Genomic DNA, 26890 nt, shown 5'->3' on the forward strand with positions numbered 1-26890 from the left:
GGTTAATGCTTACATTGCTTTAACGCATTGGCATTAACCACTTTTATCAATAATAAAATCCAGGTTTATTATGACGTTATTCACTCGAGTCGCACTCACTCTGGGATGTGCGCTGGCATTGCAACCTGTGTATGCCGAACAGCTTTCATTAGAGCGTATTTACAGCTCGCCGTCGTTAAGCGGCCAAACGCCAAAATCTCTCAAGTTTTCCCCAGACGGCCAACGTGTTACCTACTTACAAGGTAAAAAAGAAGACTTATACCGTTATGACTTGTGGGAATACAACCTTGCCGATAAACAGCATCGCTTACTGGTTGACTCCAACGATATTTTCTCAGGCCCTGAAACCTTGTCTGACGAAGAAAAAGCACGCCGCGAACGCCAACGTGTTTATGGCTCAGGCATTATGGAGTATACCTTCTCTAGCGATGGCACCGCGTTATTGTTTCCACTTAATGGTGACGTTTACTACTACAGTCTAACTGAACAGACTGCACGTCGTATTACCGATACGCCGGAATTTGAAACCGACGTTAAGTTTTCGCCAAAGGGTAATTACATTTCCTTTATTCGTGAGCAAAACATTTATGCTTACGAGCTAAGCTCGGGCAAAGAACGCCGTTTAACCAAAGACGGTGGCGGGCTAATTAAAAACGGCATGTCAGAGTTTGTCGCCCAAGAAGAAATGGGTCGAATGACAGGTTACTGGTGGGCGCCAAACGAGCAAAACTTAGCCTTTTTACGAGTTGATGAATCGCCAGTACAAGTAGAAATCCGCAATGAAATTTACGCGGAAGAAATTAAACTGATTGAGCAGCGCTACCCTGCAACTGGCACCAACAACGTTAACATTCAATTGGCAACTGTAGACGTTAAAGGTAAGCGTATTCGATTTGTCGACACAGGTGATGAAACCGACATTTATCTACCACGTGTTAATTGGATCCCTGATAGCCAACAGCTAACCTACCAATGGCAGAGTCGCAACCAGCAAACTCTAGAGCTACGTAGCTACAATATTAAATCGCGCCGCCAAAACACCTTGCTAACGGAAACTTCAGATCACTGGCTAAACCTGCACGATGATCTGCGCTTCTTAAGTGATGGCAGTTTTATTTGGGCGTCTGAGCGAGACGGATTTAAACACCTTTACCACTATAGTAAAAAAGGTAAATTAAAAGCGCAGTTAACCAAAGGCGATTGGGTGGTTGATAGCCTAAAAGCCGTTGATGAGAAAAATGGCTGGGTCTATTTCACTGGTCGTGCCGATACCCCACTTGAGCGTCACTTATACAAAGCGCCTTTATCCGGTAAATCACCGGAGCACGTAGCTCGTGTTACTAAACGCAACGGCTATCACGATGTGACGATTGCGGGTGATTACCAAACCTATTTAGATGATTATTCAAGCATTGCCCAGCCTAAACAAGTAAGTTTGCACCAAATTGGCGGCGAGCACTTAACTTGGTTATCAGAAAACAAACTGGACGAAGCCCACCCACTAACCCCTTACTTAAGTGATTGGGTGCAACCAGAGTTTGGTTCGCTCAAGTCTGATGATGGTCAAGCCAACCTTTACTACAAGTTATACAAACCAAGCAACATGGCGCCGGGTAAGCAGTACCCTGTAATTGTCCGTGTTTATGGTGGCCCACACGCGCAGCGCGTGACCAATCAATGGGGCTCAAAGGAGTACTTAACTCAGTATTTAGTGCAACAAGGCTATGTCGTATTCCAACTGGACAACCGTGGCTCAAACTATCGTGGCACGGCATTTGAATTCCCAATTTATGAAAAATTGGGTGACGTTGAAGTTACCGATCAAATCACTGGCGTAAAATACCTTCATACCTTACCGTTCGTTGATAAAGAGCGCATTGGCATATACGGCCATTCTTACGGCGGTTATATGGCACTGATGACCATGTTCAAGGCGGGCGATTACTTTAAAGCCGGTGTTTCTGGCGCCCCAGTAACCGATTGGATGTTGTATGACACGCACTACACCGAGCGTTATCTAAACCACCCACAAGCTAACCAAGCAGGTTACAATGCGAGTAGTGTTTTCCCTTATATTGATGGACTATCAGGCGCATTACTGGTTTACCATGGCATGGCAGACGACAACGTACTGTTCACTAACACCACTAAGCTAATCAAAGCGATGCAGGATAAGAACAAGACGTTCGAGCTAATGACATACCCTGGCAGTAAACACAGTATGCGTGGTAAAGCCGTTAAAGTGCATTTGAATAGCACCATAGTGAATTTCTTTAATCGTCACTTCCAACCATAAACTGGCGATTTAGACTCTCTCTTTAAGGCGGCTTATAAGCCGCCTTTGTTTTTCACTTCCTAGTGTTTTCTAACCTTTTATCCGTTTTATTCTGAAAACTTGTCCAACAATGGCACGAATCTAACGGCAAATCACCTAGCTGCAAATCATCTAGCTAGCTGGATGAATTTTACTGCTTAGCTTTTGTTTACTGCTTAGCTTTGTGTCGCCACCTCTGCAATCACTACTGCGTAATTATTCACAACGGATGAATAATTTTGACGTGACAAATCCGACCAGATTGGTCAAGATTAGGGTTCGTGATATCGCCCATTAACAATAATTATATCGATAGTAAGTCAGGCGAAATAACGACCTTCTGAAGCAAGTTCGTCAAAATAGTGGTTCACATAACAATAAAATCGACAAGCTGTACTTGGTTGAGAAGATATATTTTGAAGTAAAATGATTAAGGTGAAGTATGTCCAATCGTCCCTCTGTAATGCGCAAGGTACTGCTGTCTGTATCTAGCATTATTTCTGTTATTGCCATTATTGTGGCATTTACCGTTACCAGTGAACGGGCTACAAGTGTTGAAGCCTCTGTTTTACAAAACATTCGCATTTCAACAACACAAGCATCTGATGGTATCCATGAATTTTTCCGCGAACGTTCGCGTGTGGTTACCTCACTGCAAAGTAACCCCTTCGTCAATGAATGGTTTGCAAATTACACCGAGCGAGGTAGCGATATCTCAGACGATAAAGCCTACCAGCAAATTGTTCGACTCTTTAAAAACGAATCTCAAAGCGACCCGATGATCAAGTCAGTGTTTTACGCGCCCAAAGCAACACACGAGTACTTTGATTTAAACGGTCGCTACAACGATCCAAACTATTCAACCAGTGTGCGCCCATGGTGGCACGAAGCGCTATCAAAAGATCGCTTGTTTATTACCAAGCCTGAAATTGATGCCAACGACAAGTCGATTGTCACGTCCATTAAAACCACAGTTTACGACGATAACCGAGCGCTGCTCGGTGTAATGGGGATCGACATTCTCGCCTCTGAAATTCGCCACAGCTTAATTGACACAATGAAATTCCAAGGTCTCGGCTACGGCTTTTTATTTACTGCTGACGGTCAACTAATTTCATTCCCTGACAGCCAAAATCGCATCGATATGAGCAGTCTGCCAAAACTGAATGTGGTCGACAGTCAAATTGAAGGCGCCGCAGGCTTTGCCGATTTAATGAGGCTGGCAGAGCAAAAAGACGAAGCGTTAACGCATGTCACTTGGCAAGGTGAAGACTACTTAGTCTACGTTGCCAGCATAAAAGATGACACCTTAGCGCTTGATTGGCGTGTTGGCTTTATGGTGCCCCAATACGTGATTGATGAACCAGTTAACCACTCGATTTGGACGTCTTCATTAGCGGTTATTGTCATTATCTTGGTTACTGCGGGTGTGATGATGCTAACTATTCAAAGGCTATTAACGACGCCAATTCAACAAATTGCCAAAGCCATGGACGATATCGCCACGGGTGAAGGCGACTTAACACAGCGCATTGAAATGAATAGAAACGACGAGTTGGGCCAATTAAGCGATTCGTTTAATCTATTTGTCGAGAATATTCAGCACATTGTTAAACAAAGCAAAACGACGACTGAGAAGGTACTGGTTGAATCAGGCGATGTTAGCGACCTCGTAGATAATTTCTCTAGTACTATGTCTGAGCAAAAAGGCTATATTGAGCAAATCGCAACGGCCACATCGCAGATGACCCAAACCATCCACGGTATTTCTGACAATGCGCAAACGGCACTTGATCATGCTACTCAAGCCAATTCTGAATCAGCAGAAGGCCAACAACTTGCAGCTAAAGCAAGCCAGTTGATGGATGAGCTAACCCATGATGTTTCAAATGCCGCCAATGTGGTTGAAGAATTACACCATAATTCGCAATCAATCACCGCTATGCTTGAAGTTATTAAAGGTATTGCGGAACAAACTAATCTGCTTGCCTTAAACGCAGCAATTGAGGCAGCGCGTGCTGGCGAGCAAGGCAGAGGCTTTGCCGTGGTTGCCGACGAAGTGAGAACCTTGGCGAGCCGAACCCAAGAATCAACAGGCGAGATTGAAGAAATCATTGCCAAACTGCACGCATCGGCAGCAAGTGCCGTAGATGCCATGCACGTTGGTCGCGATAAAACCAGCCAAAGCGCTGATATCATTACGCAAGTAAATGACAAATTGCTGCAAATTAACCAGGCAATTGCACTTATTGAGCAGCAATCAAATGAAACGGCGTCGGCAACCCGTGAGCAGGTACTTGCGTCTGACGAAATTACACGACAAACCTCAGCGGTTAACGACTTGGCCGAAACCACTGTGTCGCAAACGGGTAATATGGCAAGCAAGAGTGCGGAGCAGCGCGATATTACTCAGCAGTTAAACCAAATGATTGCACAATTTACGGTTTAATTGACTTTAGCTTTAGCCGTATCAATCAACAACAACTAGGGAGCTTCAGGCTCCCTTTTTATTTACCACATCAAATATTATTTAAACCACACCTTACCACCAATCATTTTATACGCAGGTGTGCCACGAATTAGCGTTTCTCGGGCAAACACTTGCTGACAATTAGGGCACTGACAAGGCTCACTGGTGAAGTCTTTGGTAATACGCTCTTTAAAGCATTTGACTAACGCCCCTTTACCGCCCTTTTTGTATTGGAATAAGGCGCTATTGCATTTGCTGCAATAAATATCGACAGATTTTTCCGGCAGTTTTTTACGAGGTTTAGCCATTTAACAACAAAGATAACGAATAAAAAACAGGGATTTTACGCGAGCTAATTTAACAGAGCTATCATTCTTCGCAAAACCTAGCTCAGCCGTAGTCTTCAACTTGTGAAAATAGCCTGTCGTTATTCAAAAATTGCATTACTGTTAATAGATTACCTGATAACCAGTTACCGACGCGATGGTTATAATGGAGTAACAGATTATTATTAGCAGCTAAGAATAAAAGGTAGAGTGTGATGCAAAATCGCCAAATCGTATTATCAAATCGCCCCGACGGCATCCCAGGACCAGAGCACTTTTCAGCAAAAACCACCGAGCTAGATTTAACCCTAGCTGAAGGTCAAATTGCCGTTAAAAATATTTATCTATCGATTGACCCTGCAATGCGTGGTTGGGTATCACTAGAGCCAAACTATCTACCACCTGTGCAAATTGATGAAGTCATGCGTTCAATTTGTGTTGGTGAAATTATTGACTCTAAACACCCAGATTACGCGAAAGGAGACACGGTTTACGGCATTTTCGGCTGGCAAGAATACTGTGTGTGTGAGCCCAACCCTATGGTCCGTAAAATCAACCCTGAGTTAGCCCCAATTTCAAGCTCTCTAGGGGCATTAGGGCCAAATGGTTTAACTGCCTACTTGGTACTTAATGAGCTCGGTAAAATTGAAGCAGGTGAAACTGTGTTAATTTCAACAGCAGCTGGTGGTGTGGGCAGTATTGCTGGTCAAATTGCCAAAATTAAAGGCTGTAAAGTGATCGGCTTAACCGGTAGCGACGATAAAGTCGAGATGTGCGTTAATGAATTTGGCTACGATCACGCACTTAACTACAAAACCACTGAAAACTTGGAAAAAGCCATTGCTGAGCTTGCGCCCGAAGGTATCAACGTATTTTTTGACAACACCTCTGGCGCTATCGCCGATGCGGTTTACCCTAACCTAGCGATGAATGCTCGTGCGCTACAAGTCGGTACTGCTGCTGTGGAAAGCTGGGAGCCAGAAACACCATTAGGCCCACGACGCGATCGCCATATCTTAACCAAGCGCTTAACCGTAATGGGCTTTGTGTTAATTGATCACACAGCTAAAGCGCCAGCCGCATTGCAACAACTTGCCCAGTGGTATACGCAAGGCGAATTAAAATATCGCGAAAATATTACGGAAGGCTTGGAAAATGCACCACAAGCACTCGCTGATTTATATAAAGGCGCAAATACAGGTAAACAGCTCATTAAAATCTAGGAATTTGATCAAATTAAGCCTACTAAGCTGCTCAAGACTATTGGGTAGCCTAATAGGCTTTTTATCGCGAATTAACGTGAGCTGATATTTCTCTAACACAAAAAGGGCGCTTAAAGTAAACTTTAAGCGCCCTTTTATTAATCTATAGCCTATCTAATTATTCGCTATTTTTTTACAGGTAATAGCAATTCTTCTTTTAAGCTCAATTCAATACGACGATTGAGCTGATGAGCTTGTTCGTTATTCGACGTATCAAGTAAATCACTCTCACCTTTGCCCTGCGTGTTAATAATTTCAGGTTTGATCTGATACTGCTCGACCAGCATTTTTGCAAGTGATTGTGCTCGTTGCTCTGATAAGGTTTGATTATAAGCCTTACTGCCAGGTGCTGACGTATGGCCAGTGACCGTCAGGCTATTGACCTGATACTTATTAACAAATTCTGCTAATTCAGCAATTTTTTCAAAGTAGTTAGGAGCAATTTCAGCACTATCGTTAGCATAGCGTACCACTAAGTTAAAGCTGGCTTGTTGCGGTTGCATTAAGGTGCAACCATCACTATCAACCTGATAGCGGCTATCGCTTTGCTCGCACTTATCTAAATGATCGAACACGCCATCATTGTCAGAATCTTGCTCAACCATTTTTACTGGCGCTGACTGTTTTACTGGCATCGATTGTTTTACTGGCTCTAATTTAGGCTTCACTTTGTGACTCTTGCCACCACCAAAGTAGTAACGTACACCCAAGTTGAATACGTCATTGTCGTCACGACTTAAGTTGACCTGAGAAAAGCCCAAATATGCTTGCCAATTGTTTGCAACGCGATAGTTAAGCTCTACGCCATACCAGATATCATGATCTGATACACTGTCTTGCCCTACGCCCTGTCCTGATTCGCGTGTTTGATAGTCACCACGCCAATCAAAATAGCCCAACTTGCCTGATACTTTAAAGCGCTCTGACAATGGATATGAGGCCACGACGTTGATGGTGGCACCTTCCGCAGATTGTGGGTAGATATGCTCGACATTATCGTAAAACGCATCAAGGTCAGCTGTTTGACCGGTAAAATCAACGCTGCGCTCACCTAAGTCTAGATAACCGAGCTCAAGAGCAAAGTAAGTGTTAAATTGATAGCCGACAAATGCTGACCATGCATTACCTTGATCATCAACATCGACAACATCGGCATCAAGCTGAGATTGTTCAAAAAATCGCTCAACTTCGCGGCGACCCACATCCGTTTTGGCTATGCCAACATCTGCACCAAGGTACCAACCAAGTTGATTGTCGCATTGTTGATAATGAGCGTCTTGCGAATCACATTGGCTGCTGTTAGCCATCGCGTTACCAGTGGCTAGTATGCCTGCAGATAAAATGCTAGCTGTTATCAGGTTATACTTCTTCATTACTTATCCTTTTACTTGCCATTTTAAGCGCGTGGTCAATAGTACAAGCAGCAATAACATCCATAGGTTTACACTACCGCCACCTTTGGTTTGTGCCTGAATTTGTGTTAATGGCACAACCTTGATTTGCCATTGCCCTTGGCTTTGATTACCCACTGTATCCTCAACGATATAGTTGATAAGCGCTGTCCCAGAGAAATCTGTCGAAGGAATAAAACTTGCCTGACCATTGGTATTGAAGCTCACTTGGCCTTGCTCAGCATTTACTTCAACGCGCACTAGCGTTAGCGAATCGCCTTCTGGGTCGGTGTCATTTTCAAGCAAGTTAATGGTGAGTTCTTCACCTTGGTTCATCTCACTTTGCTCACCACTCACTTGTGGCGCATTGTTTGGAATGATGCTGAGTGTCACCTCGGCTTGTGCTGTGCCGCCTTGACCATCAGTAATGCCGTAAATAATGACCACATCACCGTTGTAATTTAGTGGTGGAGTATAGTGCAGCTGATCATCAACAATGGACACATCGCCTATGTTTGCTGTTGCCGAGCTGATCGTTAGCACATCACCATCGGCATCGCTATCATTAGCCAGAACATCAAGCGTGATTTCTGAATTAACCAATAAAGTTTCGCTATCGTCTTCAGCAATAGGTAGCTGGTTAGCTGTTTTCAACACGCCAACATAGCCTGGGTCAACAACAGTGCCATTAGCTTCACCGTCATCATCGTTAACTCCGCCGTCTTCAATCACCATTTGCACACACCAGTGACCGGGCGTTAAACCTGGCGTCCAAACACTGTTGTTGTCAACCGCAGGAGGTGGACAGTAGCCTGGCTCGCCGGCAGTAGACCACAAGCTGTTGTTGGCATCTTCAATAAAGTTATGCCAACCTTGCGCCAAATTAAATTTACGATAGACAGGGTTTTCTGGCACCGGATTACGCTGCGGCATCACGATTGCGTAGCTGCTGCCCTGAACAGGTAAGCCATAGGCAATGTAATCAAAAATACCGCCAATATTAGTGGCTTCCGTATCTTGGATCAGTTGGTCACCTTCGTTAGCCACATCGTTATCTGTGATTTGAGCACCACCGGTTTCACCCGTTAAGGTGAATTCACCGCGGCGTAAACAAACACCTGCTTGGCCTTCTACTAAATAAGCATTGTTAACAATTGCTTGCTCAGGCAAGACATTACACTCAGGTGTTGCATCCAGATAATCAGCAATACCGTCGGCATCACTATCACCAAAGCCTTCTTGATTATCTGGGATCAAGTCACCATCAGTATCTGCGTCAGTTAACTCAGGTAGTTGAGCGACTAGCTCAATATAAACAAAAGAGGTAGCAGACTTAGCTGGTACGCCATTATCGGTAACTTCGACATCAATACGATACAGTCCAGCTGTAAGCTGTGTGGGATCAAAGCTAAAAATGTCAGGGTTAGTACTAGTGTTGGTAACACTTGCATCGTTTACCTGCCATTGGTAGCTGTGTTCATCAGCGACATTTGCGTCGGTAACACTGGGGCGAATAACGACTTCACCACCATCGGCAGTAATCAACAAACGCTCTTGTGCTTGCTGACTAACATTAAGTGTAACTTGCGGAGCGATGTTACCGTCACTAATAGTGATGGTATGGCTAGATTTATCACCTAAATTGACACTTGGGTCTAAGCTCACCACCAGTGTTTCATCACCTTCGCTATTGCCGTCTTCGGTAATATTTACCGTGATAAAGGCATCTGTACCTTGCTCAATAACTAGCTCACCTGATACCAAGTCGTGATCATCACTGTCAGCACTACCTGCAACTGCATATGGCACAACCATAGGGTACACTGGCGCGCTGCCATTTAAGTGAACACCAATAGTTAAACTCTGCCCTTCACTGGTAATTTGGTCTTTAGAAAGTGAAACCAGAGGCAGAACACAGACTTTTTGTACGGCAATACTGGTATTGCCCTCGCTATCAGTTGCCTGCCAAGCAGCTTCATTTAAACCTGGTGGGAATAGTGAAATACCATCGACAAGTGAGACAGGAACCGTATTGCCAAAGCGGTCAACCGCTGATGCTTGTCCTAAATCGACACGCGTATACAGAGCGTTAGCATTGACCGTAAACTCGCCACATAAGTCTTGCGGCAAGGTGATTTCAGGTGCAAGGGAGTTGTCAAAATTCACTAATATTTGAGCTGAAGCGCTATTGCCTGCACTGTCTTCAATGCTGTAGTTAACTACCAGCAAACCGCTTACCCCTTGGTGCGGTGTAAACTGCACTTGCTGATTTACCACTTGAGTGTTACCAAAATCAGATGAAGCACTGACAACTGACAGCTCATCATTCTCAGGATCTGAGTCATTTGCTAAGACATCAATCGTAGTAGTGGCAATACTGCTGATCGTAACACTATCATCAACGGCAATCGGTGCTTTGTTAACAGGCTTTTCACTCACAGTGACTTTTACACTGGCCGAGGCTGAGCCTCCTTTGCCATCACTAATGTTATAAGTGATAGTGTCTTCACCATGGAATGATTGCTCAGGTGTGTAGTTCAATTCGCCATTGTCCAGAATAACCACATGACCTTGGTTTGCAGCTGCGCTACTGACCACTAATTCATCACCATCAATATCGCTATCATTGGCCAGTACATTGACTGAATTATCGATACTGTTTTGCTCAACCGTCACACTGTCATCTAGTGCCTGCGGTGCATTATTTGCGGCATTCACTGTAATTGAAACCGTCGCTTGATCAGAAGCGAGTTGGCCATCATTCACGGTAAAGGTAAAGCTATCTTCGCCAATGTAATCTTGGTTTGGTTGATAAGTTAACGTGGCACCACTGCCCGTTAGAGTACCATTGGTTGGTGGGGTTGCCACTAGGTACGTTAGACTGTCGCCGTCAACATCACTGCCTGTAAGCGTAATCGACTCACGAGTATTTTCAGTAAGCTCAACGCTTTGTCCTTCAGCAGTTGGGGCATCATTAACATTGGTAACTTCAATAGTAACGGTTGCTGGCGCAGAGTCACTGTTACCGTCATTGGCGACAAAGATGAAATTATCTGTACCGAAAAAGTCTTTCACTGGCGTATAGGTAATATTCGCGCCACTGCCAGAGATAGTGCCATTGGCTGGCCCAGTTTGTACACTAAAGGTTAAGCTATCGCCGTCAACATCATTACCAGTTAAGGTAATAGGTAGCGCCGTTTCTTCAGCCGTACTTAACTGCTGACGATTAGCCGTTGGCGTATCACTAGAGGCAACAACCGTTACAGTAATGGTGCCAGAGTTTGTTGCACCGCGACCATCACTAATGGTGTAGCTAATACTCGCCCGACCAAAAAAGTCGCTATTAGGTGTATAGCTAATTTTGTTATTAGCAATTACCGCTTGGCCATTATTAGCAGATGCTAAGGTAATAGTTAGGCTATCACCATTGGCATCAGTGTCGTTGTCTAGCGCATCAATTTCATTATTTGCACTATCTTCAGCGACTGTCGCCACATCATTATTGGCAACCGGTGCAATATTTTCTTGTAACGCGAAGTTGTAAACTGCCTTGTCAGTAAGCGTCAGCTTATGAGGGTTATCGTTAATACTAAAGTAGTCGCTGCTATAGTTAGCGGATAAGGTTTCACTGCCCCCGGTTAAATTGGTGAAAGTGTAGTTACCTGCGCCGTCGGTTTTAGTAGAGCCAGTATCTGCACCCGAGATAGAGACTGTCGCGCCAGACAAACCTGCCTCGCCGCTATCTTGAACACCATTACCATTCGTATCGCTAAACACAACACCAGAGATAGAGCCTAGCTGAACAAAGCCAAAACTGGCGCTAGCACTTGGCGTTTTAGACTGAGACAGTTCCGTCGTCGCGGCAAAACCCGTTGGGGCTGTCACTGAAACCATTTTTTCAGTTGCTGTTAAGAACGCATACTTAAAACTACCATCAATTGCAGTATTTACAGCATTGCTACCGTCGAGTTTAACCTCAACTCCACCAAGACCAAGTTCTTTGCCATTATGGCTACCATCACCATTCAGGTCATTAAACGTAACTCCCGAAATAACGCCTTCAGGGCGTAAACCAAATGCCTCTGTTGCTGCGTTGGTACCTGTCAGGGTGATTTCTTTTTTAACCCCTGTGGTTGCACTAAAACCGTCAGGCGCAGTAATTGAAAGGTCGTATCCGCCAACCACAACATTGGCAAATTCATAACGACCATCATCGCCAGTACGTGTGAATAGTCCGTTTGATAACTCTACCAAAACACCCGATACACCTGCCTCATTGCTGCCTTGTTCTCCATTGGCATCGTAATCTATGAAGACTGTTCCTGAAACTGAGTTTGTTGCCACAAAAGCAAAATTAGCGGTGCTAGACTGACCTTGTAAGATAGTGACTTTCTGGCTGTTATCGCCAGCATGAACAAAGTTATTTGGCTTGGCACTAGCAACGTCATAACTGCCCGCTGCTACGTTGTTAAATTGATATCGACCACCTGCACCCGTTTTAATTGGTGTACCATTGTTAAGCGTGATCTCAATACCAGACAGGCCAAGCTCTTCAATATCTTGAACTTTATTACCATTCAAATCTTCGAATGCAACACCTGAAATAACCGATTGCTTGATATCGGCAAAGTTTGCAACAGCAGCGCCGCCAACACCAACGCTTGTGGTGCGTTCGTTACTGGTAATGCTATTAAAGCCAGTAGGGTCAGACTCTTTAACAATATATGACTTGTTCGCCGCAACACTAAAGCTGTAAGCACCTAAGTCATCGGTAGTTTTGCTTTCAAGTGGATTTTGAGCGCCTTGCTCAGTGATACTAATAGATACGCCAACCAGCGGGTCTTCGCCAGTATCTTGAATACCATTGCCATTTGCATCGTCAAAGACACGGCCGGAGATTGTCCCCTTAAGCATGTCGGCAAAGTCTTTTTCTACTTGGCGACCACTTAACAAGTTAACTTCTACTAAGTTTTCAGAGACACTGCTGTAGGCACTATCATCAACTTCTTCTACAAAATAAAAACCGCCATTTAACTGTCTAAAGCTATAGAATCCGCCATCAATAGTTGTTGTCGTGGCGATTGTCACTCTGTTGCGATTCAGTAGTTTAACCGTAACGCCTTTAATCCCCGGCTCATCATCGGCATCACGGCGTTTGTTACCGTCGATGTCGTTATAAACCGTGCCGATAATCGACGCTTTCGAAAATATCGCAAAGTCGTTATTCGCTGCAGTGTTACCGCCCGCTAGCGCCACCGAGTTTAATGGATTCGGGCCAACCAGAGTAAAGCCGCTTGGCAATTCGATACTGGCAATATAGTTATTATCTGTCAGCGCACTAAACTGGTAATTACCATCACCATTGGTATTGATTTCATTGCCGCTATCAAGCTTAACTTTAACACCAGCAACACCTGGCTCACCGCGGTCACGGCTACCATTTCGATTGAGATCGTTATACACAGCGCCGGTAAAGGTATTGTTAGCGCTGCCGCTGACCACAACTAATGGCGTTGCGTCTGGACGTGTTCCACCAGGGTTGTCTGATAAAATTTCTGGCCCACCTAAGTAACGTGCAACGCCAGTTAATTTGGCTTGGTTATAATAAGTGCCGCCTAAATTAGCAGGGATTTTGACTTTCACCGTAACCACAAGCTGGCTGACCGGAGCCAACTCAATATTGTCGATAGTCAGTGATGCGCCATCAGCGTAACTATTAATCGTTGGGCTATTCGCCGCACCAGTAATCGTTAAAGAGTCAGCAACAAAAGTACGACCATCAGATAAACTATCAGCGAAATTAAACGATAAGTTATTTCCTAGCGGCTCGGTAGAAGGTAAGCCATTGTCTATGGTGTAAGTGTGTGTAACTTCTTGCAATGGCGAAGTACTAGCAGGCGAAATAGTGTGTTCAAGAATAGGCGAGCCTGCACAAGATGCACCGTCGTTAATCGACGTTGGCATACCTTTAGATATATGATTGGCAACTGGGTCGTTAAAATCGTCTACACGGTAAATATTACCCGTCTGATTCGAAGAGAAGAAAAAGCGGCCAGCTGCGTCAAACCATGCAGAACCGTAGCCAGATGATGGCAAGTTTTTAATCACTTGCGAAGTCACTTCGTAAGTTGTTGTGTCCAACTTATATAAACGATTGTTCTGTGCGCCATATAAATGACCATCGCGTACGTTAAAGGCAAAATCAGGCGGCGCAAAGTAGCCATGTAACCAGTGTGTGGTTGCCGTCATGGTTTCTAGGTTAATGCGATGTAACCGTCGATTAGTCGCAATGTAGTAAGTGCCTTTTAGGTCAAAATCACCGCGAATATAGTGGCTAATAGGTAAGCCAGTCACTGCCCCCATATTACGGACATTACCAGACGCCTCAATTCGTAGAATTTCATTACTACGAGTATTTCGCGTCGCGTAGTAGTAACCATCTTGATAGTTAAAGCCAATCGAGTTAATCAGTTGCTTGTCGCGAAAGCTTGCGGGGGCAACATCGTTAAACGCAAACGGCGTTTTAGTGGTATCTAAGTGGAATAAAGTGTCACGCTGAGAAATAAAGTAATCGCCGTCACACTGGAATGATTGCGGGTATTCAATAAAGTAGTTCGCTAGGCCATTACCTGAGTCATCGTCAATACTGCCGTTATCATCAAGCGCGTCTGGCACACCGTCGTTATCAGTGTCCAGATAATCTTGCTGATCAAACGGATCTGTGCCTTGGCTCGTTTCCACACTGTTGGCAACACCATCTTTGTCACTGTCTTGCTGTACAGTAACCGTTACCGCAATAGCATCGCTTGCCGCTGGGCTGCCGCCGTCGGTAACCACGACATTAACCTGGTATTGATTGTTACTGTCGCTATCACTAGGTGACGAAAACGAGGGTACTGATTTAAAGGTTAACAAGCCAGCATTGCTGATAGTGAAAGCGCTAGCGTCGGTACCTGTTACAGAAAAAGTTAGGCTGTCATTCTCAACATCTGTGGCGCTGTAATCTGCCACTTGTGTTTGGCTTTCCAACAAGCTCTTTGCATTAACACCAGAAATCACAGGGTCATCATTAACAGCGCTAATCGCAATATTTGCAGGGCTTGAGATCTGTGCAGCGTTTGTATCAGTTGCGGTAATAGCTAGCGTTCGCGTGGTGGTATCAATATTGTCATTGTTATTTTCATAACGCAGCTTTTGCGCAAGCGTTTGAATGTTAGCAGCGGTTAATACTGGTGCTGGATTTTGGCGGGTAATACGGTACGAGTCCATAAACAACTGCGCACCAGCTGCGTTACCACCACTAAAATCATAGGTACCCGCAACAAAAACAAAGCGATAAGTACCTGCTTGCGCAATGGTAGCAGATGCGGTTTGCCATGCGGTTTCGGCGTTACCACTGCTACCTGTCTCGTTTAAAAGAATCTGTGTATTGCCATTATTAACATCAATAATATAGCCGTAGACATCATAAGCATCACTACCACCTTTCGCTCGCCAATCAAATGCTATGGTATCGCCCGCCTCAACGGTGACTAAGCTATTACTGTAAATTGCTGGGCCACGCACAATATCACAGCCCACTAATGTGGAGACACTTGTGCTACTTAATTGTGCAGCGGCGCCTTCTGAGCCACTACGAATTTCTGAAGTCGTCAACTGGACACTTAAGTTACCTAAACGATTAGGGATATTTTTATCCCGATTACTTGGCCCTACTCCCGAACACTGACTGGCACCAACTGTTGAATACACAGTATCGAGTGGTACCACTTGCCCAGCAATCACCGTTTGACCAGTAATCACTTGCGTTAACACATTCGTCCAACCTTGGATGTTGGTGTCACCATTGCTGCCAACCTCGTAATTGGCATTTTCAAAGCCAGCAGAAAAATTCACTTGCAGCGATTTGCCACTGTCACCATTATTTGTGCTATCAACACTACCCACTGGAATCGCGGTGCTGCCATCACCAAGAAAAAGTTGATTGCCAACCACTGACAGCTCGCCATTAGTGGTCGATGTACTGGCATCAGCAGCCAAGGTTAATTTGTCATGTGTGGTGCTATTGGAAATTGTTGTTGCCAATGAGCCACCTGAATAATCACTGCCCGTAAAGGCGGCAAAATTATGGTCGATCGCGATTTTACCTTGATTTTCGGTGTAGCTATTGTCACCGGTTGCGGCAAACGCTGTGCTGCTCGACATAGCAGAAATCAATATTCCTAGACCTAGCTTGCGAGCTCGATCTGGCAAGGCAGAGCGTAAGCGAGAAGTATGCAAAAACGGGGGGCTGCTTTTTGGCATGTTACTACTTATCCAATTGAAAACATTAAAGAAGCAAAGTCTAAATGTAATACTTTGTAAAAAATGTGTGAAAAAACGCCCGCATTCTACAGGGTTTGGGCATTAAATAAACGGGTTTATGCGGCTGAAACTAATAAAAAACAACTGTTTGCTAGTTTTTTGAACAAGGTCAATAAACCGTTTTAGAGTTTTAGCTCAACAATAGTATCTGATGATTGTGACGGTTTAGTAAAACAGTCATTTGGTAAAGAAAAATAATGTGGCAAAGCTAAAAGCCTGTGCTTCTAGCCTTTTAGCATTGGATTGAGAATATCGTTAGTGAGAGGAATTGCTATAAATCTGGCAATCGAACTAGAACCATTTATTTCAACATATTCAATAAATGGTTCTAATTATAACCTAAATACTAGTCATAAAGGTTACTTGAAATACTAATCAGGATCATAATCCAAATTAGCCGCCAACCAGCGCTCTGCTTGCTCTATTGTGAAACCTTTACGTGCAGCATAATCAAGTACTTGGTCTTTGTTGACTTTGGCGACCGCAAAGTATTTTGAGTCAGGGTGAGCAAAGTACCAACCACTAACCGCTGCCCCCGGCCACATGGCATAGCTAGAGGTTAGCTCCATGCCGATGTTGTTTTCCACATCCAGTAGCTCCCAAAGCAAGCCTTTTTCGGTGTGCTCAGGGCATGCTGGATAGCCTGGTGCGGGTCGAATACCTTGGTACTGCTCGCGAATTAATGCTTCGTTATCAAAGGCTTCATCAGGCGCATAACCCCAGTATTCTTTACGTACTTTTTCATGTAAGTACTCGGCTGACGCTTCCGCTAGGCGATCTGCGACGGCTTTTAACAAAATACTGTTGTAAGTATCGTGCTCAGCATCATAGGCTTTAACCAGTTCATCTGCGCCAAAGCCAGCAGATACCGCAAAAGCGCCTACGTAATCTTCTACAACTTTTCCGTTAGCCGTTGCGCCTTTTGGTGCGACAAAATCAGATAAACAGCGATTGTACTGACCTTCTGGTTTTTTACCTTGTTGGCGCAGCTGGTGAATTCGCATCAAGCGCTCACCCGATTGCTGACTTTGCTTATCGGCAAATAGCTCAATATCATCACCCACACTATGTGCTGGAAATAGACCAATCACAGCACTAGCTTTGAGCTTATTGTTGTTAATCACATCATCAATCATGGCATTGGCGTCGTTAAATAGCTTAGTTGCCTCTTCACCAATTAGCTCATGTTCAAGGATTTTTGGGTACTTGCCGGATAACTGCCACGTCATAAAAAATGGCGTCCAATCGACATAATTACGCACCTCGTTAAGGTCTAACTCGTCAATTACCGTAACACCAAGTTTTTTGGGTTTGATTGGCGTGTAGTTATCAAAGCTAATTGGTGTTGGATTAGCACGCGCGTCTTCGAGTGAAATAAGTGACGAGCGTGGGCCTTTTTTGTTGTGACGCTCACGCACTTTCACGTATTCGGCTTTTTGCTTAGCGACAAAATCATCTCGTTGCTCGTCTGACAACAAAGTGCTCACTACAGACACCGAGCGCGAGGCATTAGGCACATAGACCACAGGGTGCTCGTATTGTGGCTCAATTTTTACCGCCGTATGGGCTTTCGAAGTGGTTGCACCACCAATGAGTAGCGGTAACTCAAAACCTTGGCGCTGCATTTCTTTGGCAACGTGCACCATTTCATCAAGCGATGGTGTGATAAGGCCTGATAGGCCAATCACATCGACGTTTTCTTCACGGGCAACTCGTAAAATTTCTTCGCATGGCACCATCACGCCAAGGTCAATAATTTCGTAGTTGTTACATTGCAGCACCACGCCAACAATGTTTTTACCGATATCGTGAACATCACCTTTTACCGTTGCCAATAGCACTTTACCGTTAGAGCTAGCTTCAGTTTTTTCCGCTTCGATAAATGGCTGCAAGTGGGCCACCGCTTGCTTCATTACCCGCGCGGATTTGACCACTTGCGGTAAGAACATTTCGCCAGCACCAAATAAGTCACCGACCACGTTCATGCCATCCATCAGTGGCCCTTCAATCACTTCTAACGGGCGACTGGCAGCAAGGCGCGCTTCTTCGGTGTCTTCAACAATAAACTCGTTGATACCTTTGACTAGTGCATGTTCAAGGCGTTTGTTAACAGGCAATTCGCGCCACGCTAAATCAACTTTACTGGCCGTGCCACCCGCTTGGCCGCGATATTCTTCAGCGATTTCCAATAAGCGCTCAGTTGCACCATCGTCGCTGTTAAGTACAACATCTTCTACCGCCGTTTTAAGTTTTTCTGGTAAGTCAGAATAAATGGCGAGTTGGCCAGCATTAACAATGCCCATATCCATGCCATTTTTAATGGCGTAGTACAGGAATACTGCGTGAATAGCTTCGCGCACTGGGTTGTTACCGCGGAATGAGAAAGACACATTCGATACACCACCAGAAACCATGGCATACGGCAGGTTTTCTTTGATGTCTTTCACCGCTTCGATAAAGTCAACACCGTAGTTATTGTGCTCATCAATACCTGTGGCAACGGCGAAAATGTTCGGGTCAAAAATAATGTCTTCCGCAGGGAAGCCAATTTCGTCTACCAGAATATGGTAAGCGCGCTGACAAATTTCAAACTTGCGCTCACGCGTATCTGCCTGCCCCACTTCGTCAAATGCCATAACAATCACTGCTGCACCATAACGTCTAAGCAGCTCAGCTTGCTTACGGAAAATCTCTTCGCCTTCTTTTAAGCTGATGGAGTTAACAATTCCCTTACCTTGAATACACTGCAAGCCGGCTTCAAGAATGTCCCACTTACTGGAGTCGAGCATAATCGGCACTTTGGCGATATCTGGCTCACCAGCAATTAGGTTCAAAAAGCGCACCATCGCCGCTTTTGAATCCAACATGCCTTCGTCCATATTGATATCGATAATTTGTGCGCCATTTTCCACTTGTTGTAGCGCAACGGCGATGGCTTGGTCGTAATTTTCCTCGGTGATCAAGCGGCGGAAAATAGCCGAGCCGGTCACGTTAGTGCGCTCCCCCACGTTAACAAACAGTGTTTCTTTTTCAATAGTCAGTGGCTCTAAGCCCGATAAGCGACACGCTTTTGCACGCACTTCAATTTTGCGCGGTGCGATATTGGCAACGGTTTCTGCCATACCGCGAATATGCTCAGGTGTGGTGCCACAACAGCCACCAATAATATTTAAAAAGCCAGATTGTGCCCACTCCTGCACATGCTCATTCATGTCCTCGACCGAGAAGTCATACTCACCAAAGGCATTTGGCAAGCCTGCATTCGGGTGAGCAGAAACCGCGACATCAGAAATACGGCTCATTTCTTCCACGTATTGACGCAGCTCAACAGGCCCAAGCGCACAGTTCAGACCAAAAGAGATTGGTTTAGCGTGACGCAGTGAGTTGTAAAATGCTTCGGTTGTTTGACCTGAAAGCGTACGACCTGAAGCGTCAGTAATGGTGCCGGAAATCATGATCGGCAGCTTCACACCACGCTCAGCAAACACAGTTTCAACGGCAAAAATGGCGGCTTTGGCGTTTAGCGTATCGAAAATGGTTTCGATAAGAATAATGTCTGAGCCACCGTCAATTAAGGCCTCGGTCGACTCTTTATATGCCGTGACTAATTCGTTGAAGGTGATATTGCGAAACGCTGGGTCATTAACATCAGGGGAAATCGAACAGGTGCGGTTTGTTGGCCCTAACACACCGGCAACAAAACGTGGCTTATGCGGCGTTTTCTTAGTGTATTCATCTGCCGCAGCACGCGCCAGCTTAGCCGCCGCTAGGTTAATTTCAGCACTTAACGCTTCCATGTCGTAATCCGCCATGGCAATCGTCGTCGCGTTAAAGGTATTGGTTTCGAGAATATCGGCGCCAGCTTCAAGGTATTCAGAGTGGATTGCCTTAATCGTCTCTGGTTGGGTCAGCACTAATAAATCATTATTCCCTTGAATATCACAGTGCCAGTTTTGAAAGCGCTCACCGCGAAAATCACTTTCGCTGAATTTGCGGTTTTGGATCATAGTCCCCATACCGCCGTCGAGAATTAAAATGCGCTCGTTAAGGGCTTGCTGAAGTTGTTGAAACGATGCTAACTGCTGCACGTTACTCTCCTGTGATTGATGTCTGAATATGCTCAGCATCTAATTGGTAAGGGGTGATTTGATACACATAGTAGTTGATCCAGTTGTTAAACAACAGGCTACCATGACTGCGCCATTTACTCGCTGGTGGTTTCTCTAACGCGCTATCTGGGTTGTTATCGCGATAGTAATTTACGGGAATCGCTGGCGCTAAACCGTCAGACAAACCAGCGGCTAAATCTCGGCGATATTCATCGTCTAACGTAGTTGGATCATATTCAGGATGGCCGGTAACAAACACTTGGCGTTTGTCTTCACTGGCACTTAAATATACCCCAGCTTCTGGCGACTGCGCCAAAACATTTAGGCTCTCAACCGATTGGTAATCTTTCGGTAACACTTCACCATAGCGAGAATGCGGCACCCAAAATTCATCATCAAAGCCGCGCGTTAGTTTTTCATGGGGGCGCAACTTATCATGGCGGTAAACGCCGGAAAGTTTAGCCTCACGAAGCTGACGCTCTAAGCCATAATGATGATACAAGGCTGCATGTGCCGCCCAACACAGGTACATGGTAGAAACTACGTTATTCTGCGCCCAATCGAAGACTTCTTGAATTTTATGCCAATAGCTGACTTCTTTGTAATTCATTAAGCCAAGCGGCGCACCCGTAACGATCATGCCATCGTATTGCTTGTGTTTTACATCATCAAACAAGCGATAAAACGACTCTAAATGCGACGTTGGTGTATTCTTTGACGGGTTGGCGTGAATACGCACTAAATCGACATTAATTTGCAACGGCGTATTCGACAGCATTCGCAGAATCTGCACTTCGGTTTCAATTTTATTCGGCATTAAATTGAGGATCGCCATTTCCATTGGGCGAATATCTTGATTGGCGGCGCGGTGCTCCGACATCACAAAGATATCTTCGTTACCAAGAATTTTTAAGGCAGGTAACTGATCAGGAATTTTAATTGGCATAACAAATCCACAAGACACTAGCGAATAATTGAGCTAGTAAATGTGCCTTGGATCTTTAGCTATGTCAACATCTAAACGTTTAGACGTCTAAACATATTCTAAGAAAGGATTCGGAGATATGAAGTAAAGCTCTGCTTTAGTTAGCGATTGCCTTAATCACCAGTGACCCCTAATTGAAAATGCTCTTTAATTACCTATATTCCTAAGCTCACCAATTTGCACAGGTAACTGTAGCGCTTGCTTATTGCGGTAAAGGCTTACCATAATGCTCTCACCCGGCCTGGTTTCTGCAACAATATCTAGCGCTTGCTCAACACCCGTAATTTCAACATCATCAAATTGATAAACCAAGTCACCGACTTGCAAGCCAGCTCGCTGCGCTGGGCTGTTAGGACTAACGGCTGTAATGGTAAAACCTTTGGTATGTGATGGCAGCTGCTCGGTATTAACACCCAGCCAGCCACGTGTTACCCGGCCATTTTCGATAATTTTTTGCATAACTCGATTGGCGAGCTTATACGGCACCGCAAAAAAGATACCTTGCACATTGAGCTGTGAATTACGTTGCGTAAATTTGCGGGAATTTATGCCAACTAACTCGCCGTTTGTGTTAACTAACGCACCACCTGAGTTGCCTTCATTGATGGCCGCATCCATTTGCAGGAACTGTAAATAGCTAGTACTGCTTAGGCCATTGCGACCCGTTGCACTGATAATGCCTTGAGTGACCGTTTGCCCCAAATTCAGCGGGTTACCAATCGCAAGCACGACATCGCCAGAAAGCGATTCCAAGTCATTGCGCTGCGGAATAACCGGCAGATTAACAGCGTCAACTTTAAGCACGGCTAAGTCAGTGTAAATATCAAAACCAATTAATACCGCATCATAACGCTGACCTGTTTGTAGCCATACCGACACTAAATCGGCATTTTGCACTACATGGTAGTTAGTCAAAATGTAGCCGTTAGGATCCATGATCACCCCTGAACCTAAACGGGTAGTATTGGCGACATTGCGTGAATAACGTCTTGGCTGAGCATGATCCGTTGAGTAGATATTGACAACAGCGGGCGCTGCTCTGCTGACCGCTTTAGCATAAGACAAAGGTGCGGTTTCTTCTTTTTCGCCATTTAAAAAGGTCGAGTTAGCCAATTGCATGCGCAAATCAGGCACTAACAAAATCAAGATAACGGCAGCAAGCACACCATAGCTTGCTGACTGAACTATATATTTAATAAAGGCGATGAATTTTGACAAAATTTGAGATCTGAAAGAGCTAAACCAATTATTATTATGGCTTAACTCTATCACATTAATATCAGGAGTTTATAGACTGTTGATCACTTGATTGTGAAAGCTAACAACTATCTACAGTTAAAGTTTTACTGAATAACCACGGTTTGCCCGTCTTGCAGTCGCTCTGCGCCACGAATAGCAACTTTGTCACCATCGTACAATTCGCCACTAACAGAGACCCGTTCAAACGTCCCTTTGCCTACCTTTACCGGTAAACGCGATACCTTGTTATCTGCACCAACTTTCACCACATAGGTGCCATCTTTTCGTAAGATTAAAGCATCACGGTGCACCGTTAATGTCGGCTGTGCTTGCTGGGTTGGCACCGTGACTTTAACCAATTGACCAGCAGCCCATTGGCTGTTCAAGTGGCTTGGAATTTCAACGCGCACTTCAAAGGTTTGCGAGCGAGGGTCGGCACTTGGGATCACTGCGGTGATCGCTGCATCTAACTCTTGTTGCTCATTGGCAAGTGTTAGCTCATTGCCCAAGCGCAAGAACGCTAAATATTTTACTGGCACAAAAACTCTTGCTTCTAAGTGCTCGGTATCTAAAAATCGGCTGAGCACATCGCTGCGATTAACATCTGTTCCGGCTAACACTAAGCGTTCAGTGACTACGCCATCATATGGAGCTGTCACCGTTGCACGTGAAATTTGATCGTCAATTTGCTCAAGCTGTAATTGCGCAATTTCGATATCAGCTTCAGCCAGTTCAAATTGAGAGCGCGTTTGATCTAATTGAAATTGCGACGTGGCATTGGTTTTACGTAACGTTTCTAAGCGATTCACTTCATTAGCATAGTAATCGCGATTAACCTTAGCGCGTTTGAGTTGAGCAACATGCTCCGCTCGGCTTAACTTTAGTGGCAACATATCCATTTTCACTAATTCGCCACCAGCCGTTACAAAGCTACCTGGTGCTGCCACCCAATCCACTCGACCACTAACCCCAGCGGTAATAGGAACGTGCATTTTACTGTGAACTGTGCCCATTAACTCTGCCGTTGCTGCTAGCGACATGCTGGTAACAACATCTACTTTCACCGCACTGGCTGGTGCTTCATTAGCATTGCTTACCAGCGATAATAGCAAACCAGTAGCCAAGATGAATGGCTTACAAGCTTTGTTGATTAAGCGAAAATTCTTACGATAAGCGCTGCGTGAAGAACGAAAGGAGCTTTGGCTGCTTTTATTAACGCTGCTTTTAATTGGGCTGCTTTTACTTGGGCTATATAGTTTAACAAACATCATAAATTCCTAGCGGTTGCTAATTTTAAGTTGTGGCGTTGGGTGCAACGGCTCAATATTGTCACTGGTATTGTTTTCATCGTCGTTGCCATCAACCTTGCTGTCTGATTCATTGAAACGCAGCAATGCCGGAAACAACACTAAGGTGAATAGCGCACTCACCATCATGCCACCAACAATAACGGTTGCCAGACCACGATAAATTTCACTGCCCACACCTGGCATTAGCATTAACGGCAACATGCCGAATAAACTGGTTAAGGTACTCATGTACACAGGTCTTGCTCTTACGCGCACAGCTTGTGCGACTGCACGGCGGCGAGTTAGCCCTTCGCGTTCAGCTTGGCGAGTTTGATCAACTAATAAGATTGCATTGTTAACCACTAGGCCAAGTAAAATAATAAAGCCAATCATGGTCAGCAAGTCTAACGACTGATAGGTAAACAAGTTCAAGCCATTTAACGCTAGTACACCGCCAGCAACGGCTAGTGGCATTACCAGTAACACTAATAAGCTGTCTTTTGCTGACTTAAACAAAGCCGTCATCAACAAAAACAGAATCACCAGTGCTAACACAAAGTTTTGGATCATATCTTGGATCGCGGCGGCCATTTTATTGGCATTACCACTGAGCAAAATTGATGAGTCATCTGGTAAATCCACCTGCATCGCGGGTACAACTTTTTCGCTCAGTATCGCAAGCGCTTCTTCCAGCGACATATCTGCTGGCGGCGTCACTTGAATACTAATCGTGCGCTTACCATCTACACGGCGCAGTTGCGTGGGCCCAGCAGTGCGCTCAATCTGGGTTAGCTCACCTATGGTTTGAATACCTGCGAATGGCGAAAACACAGGTAAAGCAGCGAGTTCATCTGGCGTTTGCCATTGATCTGCGCGCAAAATCACATTGACTCGATCGTTGCCGTCAAAGTACTCATTGATAAATAAACCACTGGTAAACGCGCGTACCGCATTGGCAACATCATGACGAGTTAACCCTGCTTGGGTAATGCGTTGATCGTCAGGCGTTAACTTAAGCTCAGGCTCTGCCAAGCTTAAGCTCGGCATCGGAAATGCTGTGGTATTTGCCATGTTCTGGTTTATCGCATCAATGCCAACTTGTGCAACTGACATCAAGGTTTCAATATCAGGGCCTGAAATATCAATATCGACCGTGCGCCCATTACCGCCACCAGACACATTGATCATTGAGCCACGAAACAGGAAGGCTTGGGTGTCTGGCAGGCCTTTGAATATTTCGTTACGCACTATGTTCATCAGCTCTTCCACCCGCGTTGGGTCGTCGGCATAAATAAAGCCACCAGTGTTGGCTGAGCCGTTTGAATAGAAGTTATAACTTTTAATCTTAGGTTGCTGCTCACCAGCTAAATATGGCGCTAGACGCGCTTTGATTAACGCAGCCATCTCATTTTCGACAAAATCAACATTGCCACCTGGCGGCATGTTCAGCGAGTAAAAGAAGCCATCAATCGGCGCGCGAGGCATAAAATCAGTTTTCGGTAGCATAGTAACGCTTATCACTAAAGAGCCACCGAGTAACACGCCAACCCAGCTGTAGCGTTTAATTCGCGAGTTGGTTAAGCGCATCACTAAGTTTGTTAGCTTTTGCCAATAATGGTCATACGGATCAGACTCTTTAACATTTTTCAGCCAAAACTTGCTGGCAATTGGTAATACTGTTATCGCCGTCACTAGCGAAGCAATAACGGCTATCGATAAGGTTAACGCCAAATCAGAGAACAGCTGACCTTCAATGCCTTCCATAAATAATATTGGTAGAAAAATAGCGACACTTGTCGCTGTTGAGGCAAACAGCGCGCCTGTTACTTGCATGGCACCGCGAAGCACGGCCTTGTGATTATCTAAGCCATTGGTACGCATACGTACAATGTTTTCTTGCACAATAATGGCAGCATCAAGTACCAAACCAACCGAAAATGCTAAACCTGCCAACGAAATGACATTTAAGCTACGTTCAAAAAGGCTAAGTGCGACAAATGACACAAATAAAGAGATTGGAATCGTGGTCGCAATAATTAACGTGTTGCGCATACCGCGCAAGAATAACCACAGGATCATCAGCGCTAATAACACCCCAAGCCCTAAGTTACTTTTCACCAGGGTTAAGGCGTTGCGAATGTGTACAGAAGAGTCAAAGCTTAAATCAATGGTTAGGCCAGCGGCATGCATTGGCCCTTCATTGAGCTCTTTAATCGCAACGTTAATTTCATCAAGTAACGCCACGGTATTGGCATCATTTTGCCTCGTTAAGGTGAAGTAATAAGCCGGTTGACCGCTGCGCAGACTAAAGCCGTTGCGATCTACTAAGGTATTTTCAACCGTTGCGATGTCTTTTAAATAAATCGGGCGATTACCGCTATAACCGACAATCATCTCGGTGAGGTTATCGACATCATACTTGCCAGCAAAGCGCACGGTATATTGGCGTCGCCCAACATCAGCCGTACCTGCCGAAACGTCGTTTGCCCGTGCGATAGTGGCACTAATATCACCGATAGGTAAACCAAGAGAAGCGGCACGCAGCGGGTCAAAGGTTACCCTTAATTCTCGTGGACGATGACTGGCTAAATTCACTTGGGCTAAACCTGGAATACGCGCAAAACGCGGCTTCACCACATCTTCAATCAATTTTTGGTATTGGCCGAGGTCGCGATTGGGATTATCTGGTAAGGTTTTGATCAGCAATGACGCGGTTTGTGGGCCACCGCGCCCGCCGCCAGCAGATACCACCGGCTCAATCGCATCAAGCGGCAGCGGTGGCGCTTGGTTAAGGTTGTTAATCACCTCAAGCATCGCCTTTTGCATATCCGCACCTACGTCAAAGGTAAGGGTGATATTGCCTGAGCCACGCTGGATAAAGGTAGTTACTTTGGTCACTCCTTGCGTGTTTTTAACAGCATTTTCCAGCGGCTCAATAATGACGGATTCCATCTCTTCCGGCGCAGCGCTGCGCCAGCCAGTAAAAATCGAGATTTGTGGCTGCTCGATATCCGGTGTCAGCTGAATAGGCAGTTTAGTCACACTTAACAGACCAAACACCATAATTAAGGCAGCAACAACAATAATTGCAGCGGGATTTTTTAATGCGGCTCGGGTTAAATTCATGGCAGGCTCTAGTTT

General features: G+C 45.1%; 11 protein-coding genes. 3 read left to right on the forward strand and 8 right to left on the reverse strand.

The window, feature by feature from the left end; genetic code table 11:
- Positions 1-67 precede the first annotated feature (67 nt).
- Positions 68-2296 carry a DPP IV N-terminal domain-containing protein gene (locus DXX92_RS15800; protein WP_428977365.1) on the forward strand — a complete coding sequence of 743 codons (2229 nt, stop codon included), beginning with the start codon at positions 68-70 and terminating at the stop codon, positions 2294-2296.
- 460 nt (positions 2297-2756) lie between these two features.
- Entirely contained in the window at positions 2757-4763 is a 2007-nt protein-coding gene (locus tag DXX92_RS15805) for a methyl-accepting chemotaxis protein (protein WP_116001402.1), read from the forward strand.
- Between the two features lie 77 nt (positions 4764-4840).
- Here DXX92_RS15805 and DXX92_RS15810 read toward each other — a convergent pair whose 3' ends face one another.
- Entirely contained in the window at positions 4841-5092 is a 252-nt protein-coding gene (locus tag DXX92_RS15810; RefSeq protein ID WP_116001404.1) for a hypothetical protein, read from the reverse strand.
- Positions 5093-5325: 233 nt separating this feature from the next.
- Here DXX92_RS15810 and DXX92_RS15815 point away from each other — a divergent pair, with 233 nt between their 5' ends.
- On the forward strand, positions 5326-6333 hold the full coding sequence (locus DXX92_RS15815; RefSeq protein WP_116001406.1) for an NADP-dependent oxidoreductase: 1008 nt from the start codon (positions 5326-5328) through the stop codon (positions 6331-6333).
- 164 nt (positions 6334-6497) lie between these two features.
- Here DXX92_RS15815 and DXX92_RS15820 read toward each other — a convergent pair whose 3' ends face one another.
- The 7 genes from DXX92_RS15820 to DXX92_RS15850 form a co-directional block, all read right to left on the reverse strand.
- On the reverse strand, positions 6498-7745 hold the full coding sequence (locus DXX92_RS15820; RefSeq protein WP_116001408.1) for an OmpA family protein: 1248 nt from the start codon (positions 7743-7745) through the stop codon (positions 6498-6500).
- Positions 7746-7748: 3 nt separating this feature from the next.
- Positions 7749-16067 carry an Ig-like domain-containing protein gene (locus DXX92_RS15825; protein ID WP_116001410.1) on the reverse strand — a complete coding sequence of 2773 codons (8319 nt, stop codon included), beginning with the start codon at positions 16065-16067 and terminating at the stop codon, positions 7749-7751.
- A gap of 431 nt (positions 16068-16498) precedes the next feature.
- On the reverse strand, positions 16499-20215 hold the full coding sequence (gene metH, locus DXX92_RS15830; protein WP_220347668.1) for a methionine synthase: 3717 nt from the start codon (positions 20213-20215) through the stop codon (positions 16499-16501).
- Position 20216: 1 nt separating this feature from the next.
- The gene (locus DXX92_RS15835) at positions 20217-21182 is read right to left on the reverse strand and encodes a homoserine O-succinyltransferase (RefSeq protein WP_116001414.1); all 966 of its coding nucleotides are present in this window, start codon (positions 21180-21182) and stop codon (positions 20217-20219) included.
- A gap of 186 nt (positions 21183-21368) precedes the next feature.
- Positions 21369-22439: a trypsin-like peptidase domain-containing protein gene (locus DXX92_RS15840; RefSeq protein ID WP_245961502.1), complete on the reverse strand. Its 1071-nt coding sequence runs from the start codon at positions 22437-22439 to the stop codon at positions 21369-21371.
- Positions 22440-22564: 125 nt separating this feature from the next.
- Complete coding sequence (locus DXX92_RS15845) at positions 22565-23584, reverse strand: efflux RND transporter periplasmic adaptor subunit (protein WP_181901767.1); 1020 nt, start codon at positions 23582-23584, stop codon at positions 22565-22567.
- A 153-nt stretch (positions 23585-23737) separates the two neighbouring features.
- Positions 23738-26875: an efflux RND transporter permease subunit gene (locus DXX92_RS15850; RefSeq protein WP_116001418.1), complete on the reverse strand. Its 3138-nt coding sequence runs from the start codon at positions 26873-26875 to the stop codon at positions 23738-23740.
- Between the last annotated feature and the right edge of the window lie 15 nt (positions 26876-26890).

Source organism: Thalassotalea euphylliae (assembly GCF_003390395.1).
Classification (GTDB): Bacteria; Pseudomonadota; Gammaproteobacteria; order Enterobacterales; family Alteromonadaceae; genus Thalassotalea_F; species Thalassotalea_F euphylliae_C.